Consider the following 23,076-nt stretch of genomic DNA (forward strand, 5'->3'; position numbering starts at 1 on the left):
ATGGTATTCAATGGCCATCAGCGGCTATGCTAGAGTGGATCCAAACCAATAACAGGTGATGCCGGTTTTACGTCTGCTCAAAAGGAATGGGGGGCTTCCTGACAGAACCGGACAGGCCACGCTGGGGCTTCAATGCGCTATTTGCTGATGTTGCTGTTGTGTTTGCCCCTCCTGGCAAACGCCGTCGAGTTCGACGAGTTCACTCAAAGCCTCCCCTTGGGCCGAACCCTGCAGGTCTATGAGGATGCAGGTGGTCAGGCGACCATCGCGGATATCCGTGCGCATGCGGCGGCCGGCAACTTCAAACCGCACCACAAGGACACGCTCAACGCCGGGTACTCACGTTCGGTGTTCTGGCTGAAAATCGACCTGCATTACCGTCCGGCCAATCCGGCGGCGCAAAGGACCTGGCTGCTGGAACTGGCCTATCCGCCCCTCGATCGTCTCGATCTCTATTTGCCGGATGCGGCGGGCAACTATCAGTTGGTCAGTCAGACCGGCGATGCCTTGCCCTTCGCCAGCCGCGAGATTCGTCAGAATAACTATCTGTTCGACCTGACGTTCAAGCCGGACCAGGCCGAAACCGTTTTCATGCGCTTGCAAAGCGAAGGCTCGATCCAGGCGCCCGTCACCTTGTGGTCGAGCACCGCCTACCTCGAAGAGCAGCCCGTGCGCCTCTACGTACTGGGGCTGATCTACGGGGTGCTGTTGGGAATGCTGGTCTACAACCTGTTCATCTACCTCAGCGTGCGCGACACCAGTTACCTCTACTACATCTTCTATATCGCCTCGTTCGGCTTGTATCAGCTGTCGGTAAACGGTGCGGCGGTGCAGTATTTCTGGCCGGACAATCCATGGTGGGCCAACGCCGCTACGCCGTTTTTCATCGGCTGTGCGGGGCTGTTCGGCAGTCAGTTCGCCCGCAGTTTCCTGCAAATGGCTACCCACAGTCGCTGGCTTGACCGCCTGTTGCTGGCGCTGGTTGCCTTCAGTGCGCTGGTGGTCGGCCTGTCATTGATGACCAGCTACGCCCTGGCCCTGCGCCTGGCCACGGCCCTGGCGCTGACGTTCACCGTGGTGATTTTTGCCGCCGGGATCTTTGCCTGGCTGCGAGGGCTGCGGGTGGCGCGGTATTTCATCATTGCCTGGTCGGCGTTTTTGCTCGGCGGCATCATCAATACGCTGATGGTGCTGGGGTACTTGCCGAACGTGTTCCTGACCATGTATTCCAGCCAGATCGGCTCGGCCATCGAAGTGGCGCTGCTGTCCCTGGCGCTGGCCGACCGCATCAACGCCATGCGCGAGCAGCAGGCTCAAACCCTGTTCGACGCCAGCCAGAAGCTTGAAGTCCTCAACCAGCAACTGGCCCGCAGTAACAAGCTCAAGGACGAGTTCCTTGCCACCCTGACCCACGAATTGCGCACGCCCATGAACGGTGTGATCGGTTCGCTGGAACTGATGCAGACGGTCGAGATGGACCCGGAGCTTGAGCAGTATCAGCAGACGGCGTCTGGATCGGCCCGGGACATGATGCGCATGGTCAACGGCATCCTCACCCTCACCGAATTGCAGGCCGGCAAACTCAAGGCCTCGGCCGACACCTTCAGCTTGCGTGGCGTGGTCGAGGCTCTGCGCACGCAGTTCGAGGGCAACGCGTCGAGCAAGTCGCTGGACTTCAAGGTCGATGTCGCGCCAGGTGTGCCGGATCGCTTGCACGGCGATAACGTCAAGATTGCGCAGTGCCTGGAATGCCTGCTGGATAACGCCATCAAGTTCACCAGGGTCGGCGGCCTGGCCCTGCGGGTGAGCGGCAAGGCCATTGAGCCCGACCGTCTGGCCTTGACCTTTGCAGTGATCGACACGGGCATTGGCTTCACCGATTTGGGGGAGGCCACGATGTATCAACGCTTCTTCCAGCTCGACGGCTCGATGACCCGTGAATACGGTGGCCTGGGGGTTGGCCTGGCGATCTGCCGACAGTTGGTCGAATTGCTCGGTGGACGCCTGACTCATCGCTCCGAGCCAGGACGCGGCAGCCGGTTTCAGCTGGATGTGGAAGTCGGGCTGTCGCTGGCCGAGCGTCCGGTGACGCCGTTGATGACCAGGGATTTTCCGCGCCTGCGCTTGCCTCAGGATTGTGCCGTGCTGTTGGTGGATGACAACGGCATCAGCCAGTTGGTGATGCGCGGCATGTTGCTCAAGCTGGGCTTTCGCGTACGTACGGCCGACAGCGTCGATGCCGCGCTCGGTCTCTTGCGGCGCGAAGTGTTTGACGCGGTGCTGGTCGATTGTCAGTTGCCACAGCAGGACGGTGAGTCGGTGTGCTGCCGGATCCGCGCGTTACCCGGTTATGCCGAACTGCCGTTGTTCCTGATCGCCCTGGGCGGTGACCGTGAGCGCTGCCCGACCGGCGCGGTGATAGATCACTTGAACAAACCGGTGAAATTCGAAGACTTGCAGGCCGCCCTCTACCGCCGCGTGCTCTGCTCACAACAGGGCGAAAGCGCCGACAGTTAGGCGGATATGACACTTTGATCGGCCGAGGGGCGGTGCTTAACTGAAGTCCCTTGGCCGACCAAAGGAGCCCTGTCATGAACCTGCATCAGTTCGCCGAAACCCACGAAGTCACCAACCAGCCTCCGTCACTGGACGGCGCCAACCTGTACCGCATCGACTTGCCGTTGCAGGAGTGGTCGCGGCGGTTCGGGGCCGGTTGGGCCGAATCGCGGATCGACGCCTATGGCGCGCTGGCCGGTGGCCCGTTGATGGAGGCCGGGTTCCTGGCCAATCAGAACAAGCCGGTGTTCAACAGCCATGACCGGTTTGGTCATCGCATCGACCTGGTGGAATTTCATCCGGCCTATCACGAGCTGATGCGCACGGCGGTTGAGCACGGCTTGACCTCATTGCCCTGGGCTCATCCGCAGTCCGGCGCCCACGTGGCCCGCGCTTCCATGACGTACTTGCACAGCCAGGCCGAAGCCGGCAGCGGCTGCCCGCTGACCATGACCTTCGCCAGCGTTCCGGCCATGCGCCTGCAACCAGACCTGGCGGAAAAGTGGCTGCCGAAAATCCTCGCCACCGAATACGACCCGCGCAATGTCGGCATGGCCCACAAGGCCGGGGTCACCATCGGCATGGCCATGACCGAGAAGCAGGGCGGTACCGATGTGCGGGCCAATACCACCAAGGCGTATCCGGTCGGTGCCAGCGGTCCGGGCCAGGCTTATGAACTGGTGGGGCACAAATGGTTTTGCTCGGCGCCGATGTGCGACGCCTTCCTGACCCTGGCGCAGACCGACAAGGGCCTGACCTGTTTCCTGCTGCCGCGCCATCGTCCGGACGATACGCGCAATCAGTTCTACATCCAGCGCCTGAAGAACAAGCTCGGCAATTGCTCCAACGCCTCCAGTGAAGTGGAGTTCCGTGGCGCACTGGCATGGATGGTCGGTGAAGAGGGCCGTGGCGTTCCGACGATCATCGAGATGGTCGCCATGACCCGCTTCGATTGCATGGTCGGCTCCAGTTCGCTGATGCGTCAGGCGCTGACCCAGGCCAGCCATCACTGCGCTCACCGTTCGGTGGGCGGCAAACTGCTCAGCGAACAGCCGTTGATGCAGAACGTGCTGGCGGATCTGGCGCTGGAAAGCGAAGCCGCCTTGGCCTTGAGCCTGCGCATGGGCTGGGCGCTTGATCATCTGGACGATTCGCAGGAAGCCAAATTCGCTCGGCTGGTGACGGCGGTGGGCAAATACTGGATCTGCAAGCGGGCGCCGGCCATGATCAACGAAGCGGCCGAATGCATGGGCGGTGCCGGTTATGTCGAAGACAGCATCCTGCCGCGCCTCTACCGTGAAGCGCCGGTGAATTCGACCTGGGAAGGCTCCGGCAACGTGCAATGCCTGGATGTGCTGCGTGCCCTGTCGAAAGAACCGGGTGTGCTCGATGCACTGTTCAGCGAGTTGGGCGATGGCCATGGCGACAAGCGTCTGGCTGCGCACATCAATCAGTTGCAGGCGGCCTTCAAGGACACCAGCGACATTCAGTACCGTGCCCGGCAGTTGACCGAGGACATTGCGCTGGGGTTGCAGGCCAAGCTGTTGCTGGAAGCCGGGAATGCGGTGGTCAGTGATGCGTTTATTACCAGTCGTCTGGATGGCGGCGGCCGGGTGTACGGCGCATTGCCGCGCGGCCTGGACGTGGAAGCCATTGTCGCCCGCTCGACTCCGCAAGCACTGTAAAGAACCTGTAGGAGCGAGCCTGCTCGCGATGACGGAGTGACATTCAACATTTGTGTTGGCTGATACACCGCTATCGCGAGCAGGCTCGCTCCTACAGTTGTTCTGTGTATACCTCAATGATGCATTGCCAGCACGCTACTGTTCCCGTGAAGCGTCGATGCAGGCAAGATGAAGGTCTGCAAGTCAGAACACAGGATGCTGATCGTGACCGAAGCTTTTATTGTCGTTCAAACCGCCGAGCAAGCCGTGGACCGGCTTGCTCACTTGCACAATCGTGCAACCACCGCGCTGAGCCAGGCGCTCAAGCGTTACCTCAAGGATCGTGTCGAGCCCGATGCCGAACAGCGCTCGATGTTCCGCTATCCCGAATTGCGCCTGACCTACCACTGCCAGGGCGAAGTCCCGCAGACCACTCGCGCATACGCCAAGGTTCAGTTACCGGGCACCTACAGCGTCACCGTCACCCATCCGTCGGCTTTCCGTAAATACCTGCTGGAACAGCTCGTTCCGTTGATGCACGACTTCACCGTGACCGTGGAAGTCGGTGTCAGCCAGCAGAACATCCCGTATCCGTATGTGGTCGAGCAGGGCGATGAGCTGGCCGGTTCCGGTGTCACCGCCGCCGTGCTGGCGCGGGTGTTCCCGAGTACCGACCTGTCGGCGGCGACCGATGGCATTGCCGACGGTCTGTACGATTGGGAAAACACCGATCCATTGCCGCTGGCCCTGTTCGATGCCGCCCGGGTGGATTTTTCCCTGCGCCGGCTGGTGCATTACACCGGCAGCGACTGGCGGCACGTGCAGCCGTGGATCCTGCTGACCAACTATCACCGCTACGTCGATCAATTCATCGTCCATGGCCTGGAGCAACTGCGCAGCGATCCGCGTTTCGTGCGCATGGTGCTGCCGGGCAACGTGATCATCGACAAGAGCATGGACCACGGCGAAGCCTCGGCGATTGCCGCCGGGGTGGTCTGGCACCGCTACCAGATGCCGGCCTATCACCTGATCGCCAGCGATGGCCACGGCGTGACCCTGATCAACATCGGTGTCGGCCCGTCCAACGCCAAGAACATCACCGACCACCTCGCCGTTCTGCGCCCGCATTGCTGGTTGATGATCGGTCACTGCGGCGGCCTGCGTCAGTCGCAGACCATTGGCGATTACGTGCTGGCCCACGCCTACATGCGTCGCGACGGGATTCTCGACCGGGTAGTGCCGCCGAACATTCCGATTCCAGCGTTGGCCGAAGTACAGCTCGCGCTTCAGCAAGCGGCGGCCAACGTCACCGGCGAGAAGGGCGACGAACTGAAGAAACGCCTGCGTACCGGCACCGTGCTGACCTACGACGACCGTAACTGGGAGCTGCGCTGGGCGCAGGAGCGGCCGCTGATCAACCTGTCCCGCGCCGTGGCGGTGGACATGGAAAGTGGCACCATCGCAGCCCAGGGTTATCGTTTGCGGGTGCCGTACGGCACGTTGCTGTGCGTCTCGGACAAACCGCTGCACAGCGAAATCAAGTTGCCGGGCTCGGCCAACGCCTTCTATGAACGCGCGGTCAGCCAGCACTTGAAGATCGGTATCGAGGCGGTGGATCTGTTGCGCACCGAACTCAACTCGCTGCACTCGCGCAAACTGCGCAGCTTCGACGAGCCGCCGTTCCGCTAACGTTTGTCATGGTCATTTGGCGGTCAGGGCACTAGCATTAGCAGCCCTGATCGCTAGATGTTCTCTCCGCCATGTCCCGTCCTCAACGCCCCGTTTCCCGCCGCCCTGGCGCGAAACCTTCACCTTCAGCCCCTCGCCGTGTCGCCAAGGCACCACCGGCCGAGCCGAAGTTGATCCTGTTCAACAAACCTTTCGATGTGCTGACGCAATTCAGTGATGGCGAAGGGCGCGCGACCCTCAAGGATTACATCGATGTACCGGGAATCTATCCGGCCGGACGGCTGGACCGCGACAGCGAAGGCTTGCTGCTGCTGACCAACGACGGCCAGCTTCAGGCGCGGATCGCCGACCCGAAACACAAGCTGGCCAAGACCTATTGGGTACAGGTCGAAGGCGAACCGAGCACTGAGCAGTTGCAGCGCTTGCGTGACGGCGTCGAATTGAATGACGGCATGACCTTGCCCGCCGAGGCGCGGCAACTGGACGAGCCCGAGCTGTGGCCGCGCAATCCGCCGGTGCGCTTTCGTAAAAGCGTGCCGACCAGTTGGCTGGAGTTGGTGATTCGCGAAGGGCGCAACCGGCAGGTGCGGCGCATGACGGCGGCGGTCGGGTTACCGACCTTGCGTCTGGTGCGGGTCAGAATCGGCGACTGGACGATCGAAGGGCTCGATCAAGGGCAGTGGAAAGAAGTACCGGCGAGCTTATAAGGCGCCGGATTCGATCAGGCCGATCACCACGCTCTTGATGATGAACGCCGCCACGCCCAGGCCCAGTACGAAGAACAGAATGAACGAGCCAAAGCGCCCGGCCTTGGACTTCTTTGCCAGATCCCAGACGATGAAACCCATGAAAATGATCAGGATGCTGACCAGACCGGTCATCATCCATTCTTCGAAAACGGCAGGATCCATCGAACATCTCCAGCGCGGGCGTGGCTAAAAGGGCGCGGGGAGTATACGCCTGCGCGGGTTCGCGCTGTATTGACCTGCGTCGGTGTGTCGCAGTCATTCGTCGCCCGTGCAGGCCTCTTCGCGAGCAGGCTCGCTCCCACAGGGATCTCACATGCGCTGGAGATTCATTGTGGGAGCGAGCCTGCTCGCGAAAGCGTCTTCAGCTACGCAGATGAGTCAAAGGCAGTTCGGTGCTGTTCAAAACCTGATTCAATACAAAACTCGAACGCACGCTAGTCACGCCTTCAATCCGCGTCAGATGCCCCAGCAGCAGTTTCTGGTAGTGGTCCATGTCCGGCACCACGACCTTGAGTTGATAGTCGGCATCCATCCCGGTCACCAGGCTGCATTCGAGCACCTGGGGCAAGGTGCGGATGGCCGCTTCGAAATTCTCGAAACGCTCCGGCGTGTGACGGTCCATGCCGATCAGCACGTAAGCGGTCAGGCTCAGGCCGAGCATCTTGCGGTCGAGCAGGGCGACCTGGCGGGAAATGTAGCCGTCGTCTTCCAGTTGCTTGACCCGCCGCGAGCACGGCGAAGGCGACAGGCCAATGCGCTCGGCCAGCTCCTGGTTGGAGATGCGTGCGTCGCGCTGCAATTCCGCCAGAATACTCAGGTCGTAACGGTCGAGCTTGCTCATCAAACGGTCCTTTGTCGTAACTATTGCGGAGGATTATGTATCCTGGGTTAAAAATTGCGCAAGTGATGTTTAATTCAGCAATCTTCGCAATCTTCTGCCAACGCTCTCGGCCTATTCTTATCACCAGAATCACTGCTCGGACAAACAGTCCAGTGCGGCTCGCCGAATCAGGCCCGCCGCGGTCGCCACCCCCACCGGGGATGTGCCGGCCCCCGAGCTACACACTGTCCAGAAGACGGCGTGAGGTGAGCCGACGCCACAAGCGTCGAGCCAGGACGAAGTTCTCCAAGGGGAGGCCGACGGGTCTCCCCTTTTTCTTGCGTGTGGAATTTGCTGCCGTGAATTGAAGAGCCGGCCTCAAAAAATAAGTTGCGTGACAGATAACCTGTCGCAGAACCGGCCACTGCTTTCCCAGTCTTACGTACAGGCCCTTACCCGCAATGAGGTAAAGCATGAAATCGCGCATCTGGCGTTTGGCCGGCGTTGGTTTGCTGTGTGTCAGTGTCTGCGCGCAAACGATGGCCGATGAGCAGCAAAACCGTGGCCATGATGGCGGGCGACACGGCCAGGATGGTCATCAGGGCGATAACCAGGGCCATGGCGGCGGCAACCAGCCGCATCCGCAAAACGGCCAGCAGCAGAATCAACCCCGGGCGCAGAACAACGACAATCGCCAATACGAGCACCGCGGCCAGGATCAACGTCAAAACAATGACCAGAGGCAGAGCCGTCCAGCGCCGGATTTCAACAGCCAGGTGCGCTCGCCGCTGCCAATGCCACAGATGCCGGCCACTGACATGCCAATCCAGCCCCGGCCCGACACCGTGCGCCAGACCCAGCAGCCGCAGCGCGGTTACTACCAGGACCAGCCGCGTCGCAACGATTACAACCAGCGCTGGAATGGCTACACAATCGCACCGTCCTATGATAATCACAGGCAAGGGCACCCGAGTGACCATGGTAACGGCTGGGGGCCAGGCCCCAGGTATCGCCCCGGCCAGGTGATCGACCGCTTCCCCGAGCGCAACTTCCGCGTGCCTTACCGTGGCATGGATTACTACTATTCCGGTGGCTACTGGTATCGACCGCTGGGCCCTCGTTATGAGGTGGTAGAGCCACCGCGCGGGATTCGCGTCAGATACCTGCCCGATTACGCCCAGCAAGTGTGGATCGGTGGGGTATTGCTGTTCCTGGCGGCGGGTTCCTATTACGCCTATCAGGAAAGCACTCAGGACTATGTCGTGGTCGAACCGCCGGTTGGCCAACCGCAACCGCCCGCCGGCAACAATGGTTATGACGTGGTGGCGTATCCAGCCAATGGTCAGTCGCCGGAGCAGGTCAGTCGGGATGGCTACGAGTGCTATCAATACGCGGTGCAGCAGAGTGGTTTCGATCCACGAACCGCCACCTACCAGCCAGACCCGTCGGTGGTGCAAACCTACCGACAGGCCCAGGGCAACTGCCTGAGCAGTCGCGGTTATCAGGTGACTTACTGATCCTTGGCGGCTTTCACCACTTCCTGCGGGTCGGCGTGCACCAGCACTTCGGCTCGCGGGTAGGCGGTATGAATCGCTGCGGCCGCCTGATCGCTGATGCCGTGGGCAACGGATAACGTCAGCTCCCCCGGCAGCTCCAGATGCAACTGCACAAACCACTGGTTGCCGGAGATCCGCGTGCGCAGGTCATGGGCACCCAGCACACCGGGCACGCTGCATGCCAATTCCAGCATGTGCTGGCTGACCTCCGGCGGCAGTTCTTCATCCATCAACACCGCAAAGCTCTCCCGGGCGATCTGTACCGCGCTCCAGAGAATGTAGGCGGCGATCCCCAGGCCAAACCAGGGGTCGACCTGATGCAGTCCAAACCCGGCCAACACCAGTGCGATCAGAATGCTGCCGTTGAGCAGCATGTCCGAGCGGTAGTGCAGGGAGTCGGCGTGCACCGCGTTGGAGCCGGTGGCCTTGACCACCTTATGTTGAAACATCAACAACGCCAGGGTCAGGACGAGGGAGAACACAATCACGCCGATACTGATCCACGGCGCGCCGACCGGTTCGGGATGTTTGAGCCGATCATAGGCTTGCAACGCGATCAGCACCGCACTGCCGCCAATGAACAACGCCTGGGCCATGCCCGCCAGCGACTCGGCCTTGCCGTGCCCGTAGCGATGATCATTGTCGGCGGGGCGCAGGGCGTAATGCACCGCCAGCAGGTTGAGCAATGACGTGACGCCGTCGAGTGTCGAGTCGGTGAGCCCGGCAAGCATGCTCACCGAGCCGCTCAGCCACCAGGCGATGGCCTTGGCGACGATCAGGATGCACGCCACCGCCACCGAGGCACGGGTCGCCAGCCGCAGCAGGCGGGCGTGTTCGGAGCTGGAGGTCATAGGGGCCATCATTCCTTGAAGAGTCCTTTCGCGCGTAGGGATTACGCCGCTGGTTGCAGGCCGAACATCGCCAGTTGCCGGGCGCTGCCTTTGCTCTGGATCAAGCGTGGATCGTCCAGCGGGAAGCTGCGGCCCAGTTCGCTTTCCAGAATAGTCTGCAACTTGCGGTTATCGACTTTTCCGTCGGGACCGATGGCGTCCTTGAGTTTTTGCGGGTCGACCTGGGCGGTCTCTCCTGGCGCGTAGTAAATCGCACCGGTGGCGAAGTCCACGGCAAACGCGATCAGGCCGGGGATGATGTAGAACAGCAGGCCCACGGCGTCGAGCGCGGCGATAGCCGGGTCGATCTTGCCTTCGATCTGGCCACGGCGATCCGGGTAGAAGATCGACCCGCAGGCGGTTACTTGAGTCAGCAAGGTTGCGACCAGAACACCGCCAATCAGGCGAAAGGGAGCACGCATATGAAATCTCCTGAGTAGAACGCCAATAACGTTACTGGTTAGAGCCCAGACTACGCCAAACAGTTCGCCGTTATACTCGCCGCTCTGTTTGGGAGCCAGCATGATTTCTTTGCCGATCGATGAAGTTTTACCCGCCCTGCGTGAAGCCCTCGCTACACGCCACGAAGCCGTGCTCGAAGCGCCGCCCGGCGCCGGTAAAACCACCCGGGTGCCTTTGGCCTTGCTCAACGAACCGTGGCTGGCCGGGCAGACCATCCTGATGCTCGAGCCCCGCCGGTTGGCCGCACGTGCAGCGGCGGAACGGCTGGCCAGCGAGCTGGGGGAGAAGGTCGGCGAAACCGTGGGCTATCGCATTCGGCTTGACAGCAAGGTCGGCCCCAACACTCGTATCGAAGTGGTCACCGAAGGCATCCTCACCCGGCGTTTGCAGGACGACCCGGCTTTGGAAGGCGTGGGCCTGCTGATCTTCGACGAATTTCACGAACGCAGTCTCGACGCTGATCTGGCGCTGGCCCTGAGTCTCAATGGCCGCGAACTGTTCCGTGACGATCAGCCGCTGAAAATACTCTTGATGTCCGCCACGCTCGAAGGCGAACGCTTGGCCGGGTTGCTCGACGACGCGCCGATCCTGCGCAGCGAAGGGCGCATGTACCCGGTGGCGATGCGCTGGGGGCGGCCGTTCCAGGCCGGTGAATTCATCGAACCGCGTCTGGTGCAGACCATCCTCGAAGCCTTGAACGACGAGACCGGCAGCGTGCTGGTGTTCCTGCCGGGGCAGGCGGAAATCCGTCGCGTGCATCAACAACTGGCCGATGCCTTGGGCGAAAACACTCAGGTTCTACTGTGCCCGTTGCACGGCGAACTGGACCTCGCCGCGCAACGGGCGGCAATCGATCCGGCACCGGTGGGCAAACGCAAAGTGGTGCTGGCCACCAACATCGCCGAAACCAGTTTGACCATCAATGGCGTGCGCGTGGTGATCGATGCCGGGCTGGCACGGGTGCCGCGTTTTGACCCCGGCAGCGGCATGACCCGCCTCGACACCCAGCGCATCTCCAAAGCCAGCGCCACACAACGTGCGGGCCGGGCCGGGCGACTGGAACCCGGCGTGTGTTATCGCCTGTGGTCCCAGGATCAGCACGAGCAACTGGCGGCCTATGGCAGTGCGGAAATCCTTTCGGCGGACCTCGCCGGGCTGGCCTTGCAACTGGGGCGCTGGGGTGTGACGCCCGGGCAACTGGTATGGCTTGACGTACCCCCGGCCGCCGCTTATGCACAGGCTCAGGATCTGCTTGAACGTCTGGGGGCTCTGGAAGGTGAAGCGCTGACCCGTCACGGTCAGGCCATGGCCGAACTGCCGGCGCATCCGCGCATCGCGCATTTACTGTTGCGCGGCCAGGCGCTGGGGCTGGCGGACATGGTCTGCGACGTCGCGGCACTGCTCGGCGAGCGCGATATCTTGCGCGGTGCCGGGGCGGACTTGCACAGTCGACTGGTATTGCTGTCTGGCGAAGAGCGCGCCGCGCGCGGTGCCCTGGGCGGGGTGCAGCGCGCGCGACAACTGGCGCGGCAGTATCGTGGTTATCTGCGGGGCAAAGCGGCGGAGCCGGTCAGCGATCCGGATCATCCGCGCTGGCTCGGCGCGCTACTGGCGCTGGCCTATCCCGACCGGGTCGCCCAGCAACGGCGCGCCGGTGGTGCGGAATATCGCTTGGCCAACGGACGTGCCGCACTGTTCGCCGAGGCCGACAGCCTGATGAAGCAAGCGTGGCTGGTGATCGCCGATCTGGGGAGTCGCCAGGGCCAGCGCGAGGAGCGGATTTATCTGGCGACGGACTTCGACCCGGCGCTCTTCGATTCAGTGCTGGCCGAGCAGGTTCACTGTGTCGATCAACTGGATTGGGATGAACGTGAAGGCGTGCTGCGGGCCGAGCGTCAACGTAAGGTGGGCGAACTGATCCTCAGTCGCGAGCCACTGACCGGCCTCGACGAAACCGCTCGCAGCCAGGCGCTGGTGAACCTGGTGCGGCGCAAAGGCCTGGAACTGTTGCCGTGGACCCCGGAGCTGCGTCAGTGGCAGGCGCGGGTCGCGTTGTTGCGGCAACTGGACCTCGCCGGCAAAGGCGAGAGCGAGTGGCCGGATGTCAGCGATGCGGCATTGATCAAGAGTCTGGAACACTGGCTGATGCCGTATCTGGGCAAGGTTTCGCGGCTCAGTCACTTCGCCAATCTCGACCTGTCGAGCATCGTGCGCAATCTGCTGCCGTGGCCGCTGCCGCAACGGCTGGACGAGCTGGCACCGCATCATTTGAGCGTGCCTTCGGGGTCGTCGATTCGTCTGGACTACAGCGAACAGCCGCCGATTCTGGCGGTGCGATTGCAGGAGTTATTCGGTCTGGCCGAAACCCCGCGCATCGCCGGCGGCCGGCAGGTGGTCAAGCTGCACCTGTTGTCCCCGGCGCGCCGGCCGGTGCAGGTGACTCAGGACCTGGCCAACTTCTGGCGCAGCACCTATGCGGAGGTGAAGAAGGATTTGAAGGGACGCTATCCCAAGCATTACTGGCCGGATGATCCGCTGGTGGCGGAGGCGACTGCGCGGATAAAACCGCGCAAGTAATCGCAGCTCGATAACGTAGGAGCTGCGGCAGGCTGCGATCTTTTGATCTTCTACTCAGGCGGATCGACCCGGTCCAGCACCCGGTTTACCGCCAACTCGCCCAGCATGATGACTTGCGCGATACCCAACAGCGTATTGCGACTCGGTCCCTCTGTCCGGTCCGCCAGATCCATCGTCATGACATTGGCCGATGCCAGTGATTCGCAGGCGTGAGCCAGCAGAGTTTCACTATCGAGTTCCGGATTGACGATGAACATCGTGCAGAGTTTGCGCGGAGTGGCCTGGATGTCGGCGGCAGAGGGGATGCGTTCGGACCGCTCGTGGGTATTGTTTGAGTCGAGGGCTTCTGAAAGTTTTGCCGGATCTGCGTCCGGGGGATTCGGTGTTGGTTTGTTCATAAGTGCTTCCCTTTAGTAGTTGGGCCGCACCATCTCGCTACTACACGAAAGGGTGGCAGCTGTGCGCAAGTTAGTAGACCGGCAAGGGTAAGCAAAAACCGGCGCGCCCGAGGACGCCATGCGCACAGCTACCATCAAGTGCAGGCGAATACCTGACTGATAATGCTCATGCGACCGCTATAACCTTGGCCGGGCTACTAAACCCGATCACTGACCATCAGTGACGCGAATCAAGTTACCGAGCGACCCCAGAGCGCACAAGCCGGCGGATTCTGGCGTAACCGTAGGCAACGACGCAAGGTGATGTAGCTTTCGTGAAATGACCTTGAAGGCGTTTAAAAAAGTAGTTGCTCGCGCGCAAAACCGCTGCGAACAAAAGCCGAAAGCCCCTCGCCACATCCAGTCGACAAGTCCATACAAAACCTGACAGACCAGGCGCGCCGCCATCCCGGACCCATCCTACGTGCTTTCGGGACATTTCCTATTTCAACGTTTACCAGCTTCCGGAAAGCTGTCGGACCGTCATCGCTCTGAATTGACCGAGCATGAATCCGATGTTCCGGGACGTACGCATTTCTCTGGTTGACCCCTTTTGGAAAACAAGGAGCGACATACAACATGGCCAGCGTTCTTTCTCGACTTTTTGGACTCCACAAGTACGACGCTACTTCGCGGTCTGGTGCACCGCAGATCCCAAACTCGCCGGTGCCTGATACACGTCCTCTCCCCACATCGACGGCGGCAGAGCCCACCACCCATACACTGCGACCCTTGGAAAACTGGAGCCATCCGTTCCAGGACTCGCGCGATTCCCTGAGGCAACTGACCCACCTGGCCAACGCGGTGGCCGGCTACTACCCACTCGGACGCGGTGGCCTGTGGCACGGCGGCGTGCACTTCGACAGCGGCACCGCCGGTACCCTGGAGCAATCCAGCGTGCATTGCCTGGCCGACGGCGAGGTGGTGGCCTACCGCATCGATACGCAGTCGCCGAAAACCGCTTACTTCGCCAACGATCGAACGGTCGAGAAGCCCTTTTCGCGCAACTTCGTGTTGGTTCGCCATCACCTTCAACCGCCGAAGATCGAAGGCAGCCCGGACACTCCACCAAGCCTGATTTTTTATAGCCTCTACATGCATCTGCAGGATTGGGCGACGTACCAGAAGGATTCCACCCTCGCTCGCCCAAGATTCTGGCCCGAGCGTCCGACCTTTCGCGTCAAGCAGACGGCGAAGGACGTCTTTCCCGACCGGCCTGAACAACGTGGTCTGAACGTGCGCAATAAGTTGAATGGCCAGGTAATCGATGTTCTGCCGAGAGGCGCCGAAGTGGCTATCAGCGGCACCGGACAATTTCGCAAGTTAGAGAGCAGCCTGGGACCGGCCAAACTGCTCAACCCCGATGGCTCGATCAAGGGCTATCTCTCTACTCAGGTGCTCAAACACCCAGACCGCAAAGAAACCCGCATCAGTTCGTCGAAGCAGACAGTCAACGTCCGGGCCGAACCGGTGATTGCCGATAACGTAATTTTCGATTTACCGGTTGAATCGGAAGTCACGGTCAGTGGCGAAGGCGAGTTTCGCAAGCTTGAACGCATCAACCAGTATGTGCATTTTGACTCGCTGGAAGGTGCCATTGAGCCGGTAGCGACAGATCAGGTAGTGGTGCTTGATGAGCCCGTCGCAATCAAGGCCGGTGACCTCATCGGCCATCTCGGTCTGTATCAGGACGGCGGCGCGAATCAGCCGGATAAGAAGCTACACCTGGAAACCTTCAGTGGTGATGACGTCGAGGAATTCATCGAAGCCAGTCGATTGTGGGCCCAACGCCTGCCGGAGAAAGACAGAACCTGGCTGAAGTTCGCCAAGGGCGCACCCGTGGTGGCGCACGAAGGAAATGTCACCGCTGCACAATTGCAGGCGTCGAGTACTTCCAGCCCGGTCAGTGCTGCCGATTTGCTGGTCCCCAGGAAGTTGCTCGATGATCTGCCGGCGGACCGAAAAATCCAGGTGCCCGCGACTCCTACGCGCAAAGCTCGTACCTGGTATCACCTGAAACACTTGTTTCACGATGCCGACAACAACCTTCTTGATGGCTGGGTGTGTGAAGAGCCAGGCGTAACGCCTTGGGTCAGTCCTTGGGCTTGGGAAGGCTATGGCGTCATCATCGACTACAGCAGACCCAAACATTTGCTGGCCTCTTTTCTCAGCGCCATTGGCCGTTTCAGCGACGAGGAACGCGAGCGCTATCGTTCCATTGCCGAAAAAGACGACAAGGGCCCGATGAAAAGCCGGTTGTACGAAATCATCGGTCGCAACCCCGACGGCACGCTAATGGTCTCTGAATTGCTGGCGGCCCTTGAGCGACCGGCTCATGCTCAGTCGATTTCGCAGATGGTCCTTTACAAGGAAAGCGAGTGGTTTCAGCAGCCAAAGATATGGGACGCACTGGATGAGTTGCTCGGCCATAGCGGCTCGACACCGCACTTGAATTGGCTGGCGGAGAAGCAGCGGATTGCACAGATGGGGTGGTGGAGGGACGTCGCGGAAAAGGTGGGACTACCTTCGTGGGGGAGTGCGTATCACTTTCATCCGATTGGGTTAGTCGGTTTGTTTTTGGAAAAGCGTGAGGTGATCACCATGGAGATGCTGAGAGCAGCAGATCCGCATGGGGCCTCCAATTATCACCAGGAAATTTTGCCTTATCTAAATATGTATGCTCCTACATATAAAATCGATACTCCATTGCGTATTGCACATTTTCTTGCGCAAGTTGGCCATGAAAGCAGATTCAAAGTAAAAAGCGAAAACGGTAACTTTAGCCCTAGGAGAATGCGCGAAATATTTGGATGTAAAGGAGGTAAAAAAAATTACAATACCGGAGAGGATGACTGCGATTTTGGTCGGCTTCGGAGCAAACTTTGGAGCCATGAAAATACCTACGCTAACAATGCGATTAACTTGCTTAGCTATGTGTATGCCGATCGAATGGGCAATGGGCGAGAAGAAACGCAGGACGGATATAAATACCGTGGCAGAGGAATTATTCAACTTACCGGGCGCTTTAACTACGAGCGCTACACTAGAATTCACAACGCCGCAAATCCAAGTGACTTGAAAGATTTCGTAGAGAATCCCGACCTCATAATTGATGATTTGCAATATGGAGTGGAGTCGGCATTTGTGTATTGTTCAATGACTAATTTTAATTTGGCTGCGGATGAAGACGATATAAAAAAGACAACCCTGATAATTAACGGTGGATACAATGGCCTGCATGAGCGAAAAGAAAATCTGAACAGTATAAAAAAGATTATGGGGGTATGAGGGAATGGGAAAATTTTTGGTATTTTTCTTTTTGTTTGTTTCTACGGCCATTGCTGCTGCGGAATCAGTTATTACCAAGAAAAATGATATATGTTCATCAGAAGAGCAAACCATCTTCTTCTGCAAGGCAGAGCATAAAGTTGCAGGCGTCTGTGCATCTAAAAGCCTTAGCAACTCAACAGGGTTTGCTCAATACCGAGTTTTTGATATAGGTAAAAACATGATCGAATTTGTTTTTCCAGAAAAGCCGATACCCCCCGGCCGAAATTTCATTATGGAGACTCAGCCGCTGCCGGGTGGAATTGATGTTGAAATTAAATTTTCAAATAATGGGTTTTTGTACACCATTCATGAACGAGATGCTCCAGTGGCGGAGGAGGGTTTCGAAGGTTTCAGCGAAATAATAGTCAGGCGTGATGAGGAAGTTATCAATTCCATAAAGTGCCTCAATGATGATTCGGAGGTGCGGAGAGCGGGTTACGAAAGTTTCTTTATAGAAGATTGATGGTGCGCAATGCGGGCGCGTCATGTCATTTAGACGAGATAGATTCTAATTTGAAGCGAGGATAATCTAATCATGCCAATTAGACTGGATAAAATGCCTCCTCCTGCCGTACGTCCTCAACCACCTCGATTTTTTGATTTGGATGGGCCTGTTGTTGCTGTGTTGTTTGCTGGGCGTCGGAGGAACACCGTTGTTCGGCGACGAAACCTTATCCCAGCGGCCTTCGGATTTCTAGAGCCTGGCCTTGGGCATTCCAATCCTGGGTTGGTGCGTGCTGGGATTCGGGCGAGTGCTGTTGTACGCCGGTGAACAGGGGGCCGCCGATGGCTGGGATGACGCTCGCGAAGAAGACTTGAGTCGGAAGATGCGTCAGGGCCGCCGCTCGCAACAGGTGCTGGGCGTGAGCGTGCAGACTGCTCTTGAAGAGCCTGCGGATGATCCGGAAATACAACGGGATGCTCTGCTGAGTGGGACGACGGCGCTGAGATCACAAGCGTCCAGGGTGGATGGAGCAACACTGCGCCATAGTTGTTTATCCTGCGATGCAGATGAAAATCCGGAAGAAATATTGCTGAGTATATGGGCGCAGACGCTCGCCGACCTGGCACCCACTTTGGCGCAGTTGCCCGCCGATCAACCATTGGCCCTGTTGCTGGACGTCGATACCGCTTTGCCGGAGCACCAATGGCGCCGAGTGTGGCGACAGGCATGGCGCGAATCCGGCATTCGCCAGCCTGCAACCCCCGTCGAGGGTCGCGGGTTGGCCGCACTGGACCACTGGCTGGACCAGCGTATCGGTGATCGGGCGTTGCTATTGGTGTTGGCCGTGCAGTTTGCGCCGCAGCAGCCGGATGGCACGGCGGAAGTTGCGGTCGGGTTGTTGTTTGGCAACCGTCTGACGCAGGCCACGTTATCGCCGATTGCTTTTTTGCACCGCCCGGAGCAGGCGCGCGAGCCCACCTCCGATGACCTGCTTTACGCTACGCGCCAGGCGATTGGGTGGGTGCCGCTTGAATCGACATCAATCGATCAGGTTTGGCGAGCGGGTGTTGATGCGCGAGGGGCGGGCGCCATTGCAGGCGTGATGTCTGAAATACCCATGTCAGTGAATAGACCGGGATTGTGCAACCTCGATGCAATGCGGGGTCATCCAGGTTGCGCTTCGCCTTGGTTGGCTGTCGCTGCCGGGACGCAGGCGATTCGGCGCGGTGCCGGGTCGCAGTTCATTTACAGTGGCGGCGCGGCTGCGGCGGGTCTATAGGGTACGGTGTTGATTCCGGTGTCACCACTTTTGAAGCAGGCGTCTTGAACGTCGTTCTGCCAGTCAGTTCTTTTGCCTGCCAGATGAACATCTCACCGGAAAGCGTGCGCATGTACCGCAAAAACCGGTACCTGAAACTGGAAGTGGGATCGCAGTCGGAGTTGTTTGCGCTGTTTATCGGGTGGTTGTGCTGGCATTAAAAAGTCAAAAGATCGCAGCCTGCGGCAGCTCCTACACGGACGGCGTTGAGCTTTCGGATTTGGCGGTCAGTTGTTCGCGACAATAGTCAGCAAACATCTGAGCCGGTTTAGTCAGTTGCCCGCGCTTGAGCCATGCCGCCACCAACCCGGACCCAGTGACGTCTTCGGCGATGTCCACGCACACCACTTTCTGCCCGTCGTAGGTGCACTCCGAATGCGGTTTGGTCACCAGGATCGAGAACCCGAAGCCCTGGCCAACCATGCCGCGCACCATCTCGATCGATGGCGAGCTGAAGGCGATGCGTGGGGTCAGGCCCAGCTCATCGAACAGGCTGACGAAGTAGGTCCGGCTCGGCTGCACATCCAGAAGAATCATCGGCTCCAGGCACAAATCCCGCAGCGATACCTGCGCCTGCTGGGCAAAGCGGTGATCCGCCGGCAGCAGCGCGTAAGGTCGTTGCGCCGGCATCAGCGGTTCGGTCTGGATGGTGCCGTCGAGGTCGTGCTCGTAGAGGATCGCCAGATCGAAGGCGCCGGAGGTCAGGCCCTGCACCAACTCTTGTTGCTCGCCGTCACGGATGCGGATTTCCACCCCCGGATACAACGCCGAAAAACCGGCGATCAATTGCGGCAGGTACAGCGGCGCAACGGTTTCGAAACAGCCGATATCGATCTGCCCGGACACCACATCGTTGTCGGCCAGGGCGTTCTGCTCGAACTCCTTGGCCATGCGCAGCAGTTCCTGGGCCTTGCGATAGAAACGTGCACCGCTTGGGGTCAACGACACGCCCTGTGCATGGTGGCGAATCAGCAGTTGCACGCCGAAACTGTCTTCCAGCCCTTTGATGGCCGTGGAGATCGAAGGCTGGGCGATGTACAGCTTGCGCGAGGCCTCGGCGACGCTGCCGCACTCGACGGTGGTGATGAAGTATTTCAGTTGACGCAGATTGTAGGCAGCCACAGCAAACCTCGGGGGAGAACGGACCAGGCATCCTGGCAATTTGCGCGCCACCCCTATCCGCTCGGGTAGCGATTTGTTGTGTTTGAACAATAACCACATGCTGCGCCAGAAGGGAGATTGGCTACGTAGTTTTTTCTTGGCCTGCGAACACATTTTTACTGGTTTTCCACCGCCCGGGCCTGAGCGACTATCCAATACACAAGAATGTCCTCTGGAGCATCTGAACGTGTTCGAGCTTGAGTATTGGCAACGCAAGGCCGCTTCCCTGCGGTTTCCCGATCAGGCCGTGATCGACGGCCAGCGCCGCGCGGCGCAGTCGGGGCAGACTTTCGCCGCGATCAACCCTGCCACCGGGCAATGCCTGGCCAACGTTGCCGCCTGCGGCGAAGAAGAGGTGAACGCGGCGGTGCACAATGCGCGGCAGGTTTTCGAGGCTGGCACCTGGGCTGCGCGCTCGCCGACCGAACGCAAGCAAGTGCTGTTGCGCCTGGCCGACTTGATCCTCGTAAACCGTGAAGAGCTGGCGCTGCTCGATTCGCTGAACATGGGTAAGCCCGTCGCCGATGCCTACAATATCGACGTGCCGGGTGCCGCGGGAGTGTTCCGCTGGTACGCCGAGAGCCTCGACAAACTCTACGATCAGGTCGCGCCGAGTGCGCAGAACGTGCTGGCAACCATTACTCGTGAAGCCCTCGGCGTGGTGGCTGCCGTGGTGCCGTGGAATTTCCCTCTGGACATGGCGGCGTGGAAACTCGCCCCGGCGTTGGCCGCCGGTAACTCGGTGATACTCAAACCGGCCGAGCAGTCGCCGTTTTCCGCCCTGCGCCTGGATGAGCTGGCGCTGGAGGCGGGGGTTCCGGCAGGCGTGCTCAACGTACTGCCGGGCCTCGGCGAACAAACCGGCAAGGCCCTCGGTCTGCACCCGGACGTCGATTGCCTGGTGTTCACCGGCTCCACCGAAGTCGGCAAATATTTCATGCAGTACTCGGCGCAATCGAACCTGAAACAGGTGTGGCTGGAGTGCGGCGGAAAGAGTGCGAACCTGGTGTTCGCCGATTGTCAGGACCTCGATCTGGCAGCGGAAAAAGCCGCGTTCGGCATCTTCTTCAATCAGGGTGAAGTGTGCTCGGCCAACTCGCGGTTGCTGGTGCAGCGTTCGATCCATGACGAGTTCGTCGAACGCCTCAAGGCCCAGGCCGAACGCTGGTTGCCGGGCGATCCGCTGGACCCGTCGAGCGCCGCCGGAGCCATCGTCGACAGCCGTCAGACCGCGCGCATCATGAAGTTCATCCAGCAGGCCGAACAGCAAGGCGCGACCAAAGTCTGTGGCGGTCGGCAGTCGATTTTCAACGGTTCGGACAACTTCATCCAGCCGACGATTTTTACCGGCGTGACCCCGGACATGCCGCTGTTTCGCGATGAAGTGTTCGGCCCGGTTCTCGCCGTCACGGCGTTCGACGACGAAGCCCACGCTCTGCAATTGGCCAACGACAGCGTCTACGGTCTGGCGGCTTCGCTGTGGACCGACGACCTCAACCGCGCCCACCGTGTGGCGCGACAATTGCGGGCCGGTACGGTGTCGGTCAACAGCGTCGATGCGCTGGACGTGACCGTGCCTTTTGGCGGTGGCAAGCAGTCGGGTTTCGGCCGCGACCTGTCCCTGCATTCATTCGATAAATACACCCAGTTGAAGACCACCTGGTTTCAATTGCGCTGATAACAAAACGGAGAACTGGCGATGACCACACCACGTGATACCCGCGACTACCAGGCCGCCGACGCTGCGCACCACATCCATGCGTTCGTCGATCAGAAAGCCCTCAACGACGAGGGGCCACGGGTGATGGTCCGTGGCGAGCGCCTGCACCTGTGGGACAACGATGGCCGGCGTTACCTCGACGGCATGTCCGGGTTGTGGTGTACCAACCTCGGTTACGGGCGCAAGGACCTTGCCCTTGCTGCGAGCCAGCAGCTGGAACAGCTGCCGTACTACAACATGTTTTTCCACACCACCCACCCGCAGGTGATCGAGCTGTCCGAGCTGTTGTTCAGCTTGCTGCCGGCTCACTACAGCCACGCGATCTACACCAACTCCGGCTCTGAAGCCAACGAGGTGTTGATCCGCACGGTGCGTCGTTACTGGCAGGTACTCGGCAAGCCCGAGAAGAAAATCATGATCGGCCGCTGGAACGGTTACCACGGTTCGACCCTGGCCGCGACGGCGCTGGGCGGCATGAAATTCATGCACGAAATGGGCGGCATGATTCCGGACATCGAGCACATCGACGAGCCGTACTTCTTCGCCCACGAAGGCAACCTGACCCCGGCCGAATTCGGTCTGCGCGCGGCACAGCAACTGGAAACGAAGATTCTCGAACTGGGGGCGGACAAGGTCGCGGGCTTCATAGCCGAACCGTTCCAGGGCGCCGGCGGCATGATCTTCCCGCCGGAAAGCTACTGGCCGGAAATCCAGCGCATCTGCCGCAAGTACGACGTGCTGCTGTGCGCCGATGAAGTGATCGGCGGCTTCGGTCGTACCGGCGAATGGTTCGCCCACGAGTACTTCGGGTTCGAGCCGGACACCCTGTCCATCGCCAAGGGCCTGACCTCGGGCTACATCCCCATGGGCGGCCTGATCCTGTCGAAGAAAATGGCCTCAGTGCTGGTGGAACAGGGCGGCGTGTTTGCCCACGGCCTGACCTATTCCGGGCACCCGGTGGCGGCGGCGGTGGCGATTGCCAACCTTAAGGCGCTGCGTGATGAAGGCGTGGTGACGCGGGTCAAGGACGACATCGGCCCGTACCTGCAACAGTGTCTGCGCGAAGTGTTCGGCAAGCACCCGCTGGTGGGTGACATCCAGGGCACCGGCATGGTCGCGGCGCTGCAACTGGCCGAAGACAAATCCACTCGCAAGCGCTTTGCCAACGAAAACGACATCGCCTGGCGCTGCCGCACGATTGGCTTCGAGGAGGGGGTGATCATTCGCTCGACGTTGGGGCGGATGATCATGGCGCCGGCGCTGATTGCCAGCCGTGAAGAGATTGATGAGCTGATCAGTAAGACCTTGAAATCGGTGGATCGCACGGCGCAGGAATACGGCCGGCTCTGATATCGCCTGAAGGTCCTGCGGCTTATCGCGAGCAGGCTCGCTCCCACATTGGATTTGTGTCGATCATCGGAAACGAGGTCGACATAGATCCCTGTAGGAGTGAGCCTGCTCGCGATTGCTTTTGTCGATTCAACAGACCTCTCAAGTCTTGCACCCATGTCGGGCATCCCCGCCCACAACGCCCTTTCACAGTGCTCACTAACCAGCTTTTTCATCACTCGCATCCACATATTTCCTCGTTTTCCTGATCCCGCCCTTGGGCCAACATCGATCTCGCCAGCCCGCCGAATGCTGCCCGCCGAAGGGTCCCCGAGAGACCACAGGTCGCAGCCGATTCAGGGCTCGCCGTACT

Annotated in this window: 17 protein-coding genes and 1 pseudogene; 12 read left to right on the forward strand and 6 right to left on the reverse strand. The window is 59.9% G+C overall.

Annotation, left to right across the window (positions count from 1 at the left end; translation table 11 throughout):
* Positions 1-132 precede the first annotated feature (132 nt).
* From BSF44_RS01785 to BSF44_RS01800, 4 genes are all read left to right on the forward strand, one after another.
* Positions 133-2,517: a hybrid sensor histidine kinase/response regulator gene (locus BSF44_RS01785; protein ID WP_095942000.1), complete on the forward strand. Its 2,385-nt coding sequence runs from the start codon at positions 133-135 to the stop codon at positions 2,515-2,517.
* Positions 2,518-2,591: 74 nt separating this feature from the next.
* Positions 2,592-4,241, forward strand: coding sequence for an acyl-CoA dehydrogenase family protein (locus BSF44_RS01790; protein ID WP_095942001.1), 1,650 nt, complete (start codon positions 2,592-2,594; stop codon positions 4,239-4,241).
* A 168-nt stretch (positions 4,242-4,409) separates the two neighbouring features.
* Positions 4,410-5,909, forward strand: a complete 1,500-nt coding sequence (gene amn, locus BSF44_RS01795; protein ID WP_172435290.1) for an AMP nucleosidase — start codon at positions 4,410-4,412, stop codon at positions 5,907-5,909.
* A 71-nt stretch (positions 5,910-5,980) separates the two neighbouring features.
* On the forward strand, positions 5,981-6,616 hold the full coding sequence (locus BSF44_RS01800; RefSeq protein WP_095942002.1) for a pseudouridine synthase: 636 nt from the start codon (positions 5,981-5,983) through the stop codon (positions 6,614-6,616).
* Here the strand turns inward: BSF44_RS01800 and BSF44_RS01805 are convergent.
* Both BSF44_RS01805 and BSF44_RS01810 read right to left on the reverse strand, forming a co-directional pair.
* Positions 6,611-6,820, reverse strand: a complete 210-nt coding sequence (locus tag BSF44_RS01805) for a DUF2788 domain-containing protein (RefSeq protein ID WP_003228500.1) — start codon at positions 6,818-6,820, stop codon at positions 6,611-6,613. The two genes, BSF44_RS01800 and BSF44_RS01805, sit on opposite strands and share 6 nt — an antisense overlap.
* A gap of 199 nt (positions 6,821-7,019) precedes the next feature.
* Positions 7,020-7,499, reverse strand: coding sequence for an Lrp/AsnC family transcriptional regulator (locus tag BSF44_RS01810; protein WP_007937367.1), 480 nt, complete (start codon positions 7,497-7,499; stop codon positions 7,020-7,022).
* A gap of 452 nt (positions 7,500-7,951) precedes the next feature.
* Between BSF44_RS01810 and BSF44_RS01815 the strand changes: the two genes are divergently transcribed.
* A complete protein-coding gene (locus BSF44_RS01815; RefSeq protein WP_095942003.1) occupies positions 7,952-8,995 on the forward strand; it encodes a DUF6515 family protein in 1,044 nt (347 codons plus the stop codon).
* Here BSF44_RS01815 and BSF44_RS01820 read toward each other — a convergent pair.
* Positions 8,989-9,885, reverse strand: a complete 897-nt coding sequence (locus tag BSF44_RS01820) for a cation diffusion facilitator family transporter (protein WP_095942004.1) — start codon at positions 9,883-9,885, stop codon at positions 8,989-8,991. The two genes, BSF44_RS01815 and BSF44_RS01820, sit on opposite strands and share 7 nt — an antisense overlap.
* Positions 9,886-9,926: 41 nt before the next feature.
* Complete coding sequence (locus BSF44_RS01825) at positions 9,927-10,346, reverse strand: polyribonucleotide nucleotidyltransferase (protein WP_095942005.1); 420 nt, start codon at positions 10,344-10,346, stop codon at positions 9,927-9,929.
* Positions 10,347-10,446: 100 nt separating this feature from the next.
* Here BSF44_RS01825 and hrpB point away from each other — a divergent pair, with 100 nt between their 5' ends.
* A complete protein-coding gene (gene hrpB, locus BSF44_RS01830; protein ID WP_095942006.1) occupies positions 10,447-12,963 on the forward strand; it encodes an ATP-dependent helicase HrpB in 2,517 nt (838 codons plus the stop codon).
* Between the two features lie 50 nt (positions 12,964-13,013).
* Here hrpB and BSF44_RS01835 read toward each other — a convergent pair whose 3' ends face one another.
* Positions 13,014-13,361: a DUF6124 family protein gene (locus BSF44_RS01835; RefSeq protein WP_095942007.1), complete on the reverse strand. Its 348-nt coding sequence runs from the start codon at positions 13,359-13,361 to the stop codon at positions 13,014-13,016.
* Positions 13,362-13,979: 618 nt separating this feature from the next.
* On the opposite strand from BSF44_RS01835, the gene BSF44_RS01840 reads away from it, so the two are divergent.
* The 4 genes and pseudogenes from BSF44_RS01840 to BSF44_RS29405 form a co-directional block, all read left to right on the forward strand.
* On the forward strand, positions 13,980-16,688 hold the full coding sequence (locus BSF44_RS01840; protein ID WP_095942008.1) for a glycoside hydrolase family 19 protein: 2,709 nt from the start codon (positions 13,980-13,982) through the stop codon (positions 16,686-16,688).
* Between the two features lie 4 nt (positions 16,689-16,692).
* Positions 16,693-17,193: a hypothetical protein gene (locus BSF44_RS01845; RefSeq protein ID WP_095942009.1), complete on the forward strand. Its 501-nt coding sequence runs from the start codon at positions 16,693-16,695 to the stop codon at positions 17,191-17,193.
* A gap of 244 nt (positions 17,194-17,437) precedes the next feature.
* Positions 17,438-18,454 (forward strand): hypothetical protein, encoded by a 1,017-nt coding sequence (locus tag BSF44_RS01850; RefSeq protein WP_256588932.1) that lies wholly within the window; start codon positions 17,438-17,440, stop codon positions 18,452-18,454.
* Between the two features lie 68 nt (positions 18,455-18,522).
* A pseudogene (locus BSF44_RS29405) lies at positions 18,523-18,654 on the forward strand (helix-turn-helix transcriptional regulator); the annotation flags it as partial.
* A 31-nt stretch (positions 18,655-18,685) separates the two neighbouring features.
* Here the strand turns inward: BSF44_RS29405 and BSF44_RS01860 are convergent.
* Positions 18,686-19,615: a LysR family transcriptional regulator gene (locus BSF44_RS01860; RefSeq protein ID WP_095942011.1), complete on the reverse strand. Its 930-nt coding sequence runs from the start codon at positions 19,613-19,615 to the stop codon at positions 18,686-18,688.
* A gap of 226 nt (positions 19,616-19,841) precedes the next feature.
* On the opposite strand from BSF44_RS01860, the gene BSF44_RS01865 reads away from it, so the two are divergent.
* Positions 19,842-21,332, forward strand: a complete 1,491-nt coding sequence (locus BSF44_RS01865) for an aldehyde dehydrogenase (RefSeq protein WP_095942012.1) — start codon at positions 19,842-19,844, stop codon at positions 21,330-21,332.
* Positions 21,333-21,353: 21 nt separating this feature from the next.
* Entirely contained in the window at positions 21,354-22,724 is a 1,371-nt protein-coding gene (locus BSF44_RS01870) for an aspartate aminotransferase family protein (RefSeq protein WP_095942013.1), read from the forward strand.
* Positions 22,725-23,076: the final 352 nt, after the last annotated feature.

Origin of the sequence: Pseudomonas sp. ACN8, from assembly GCF_002303925.1 — a bacterium.
Classification (GTDB): domain Bacteria; phylum Pseudomonadota; class Gammaproteobacteria; order Pseudomonadales; family Pseudomonadaceae; genus Aquipseudomonas.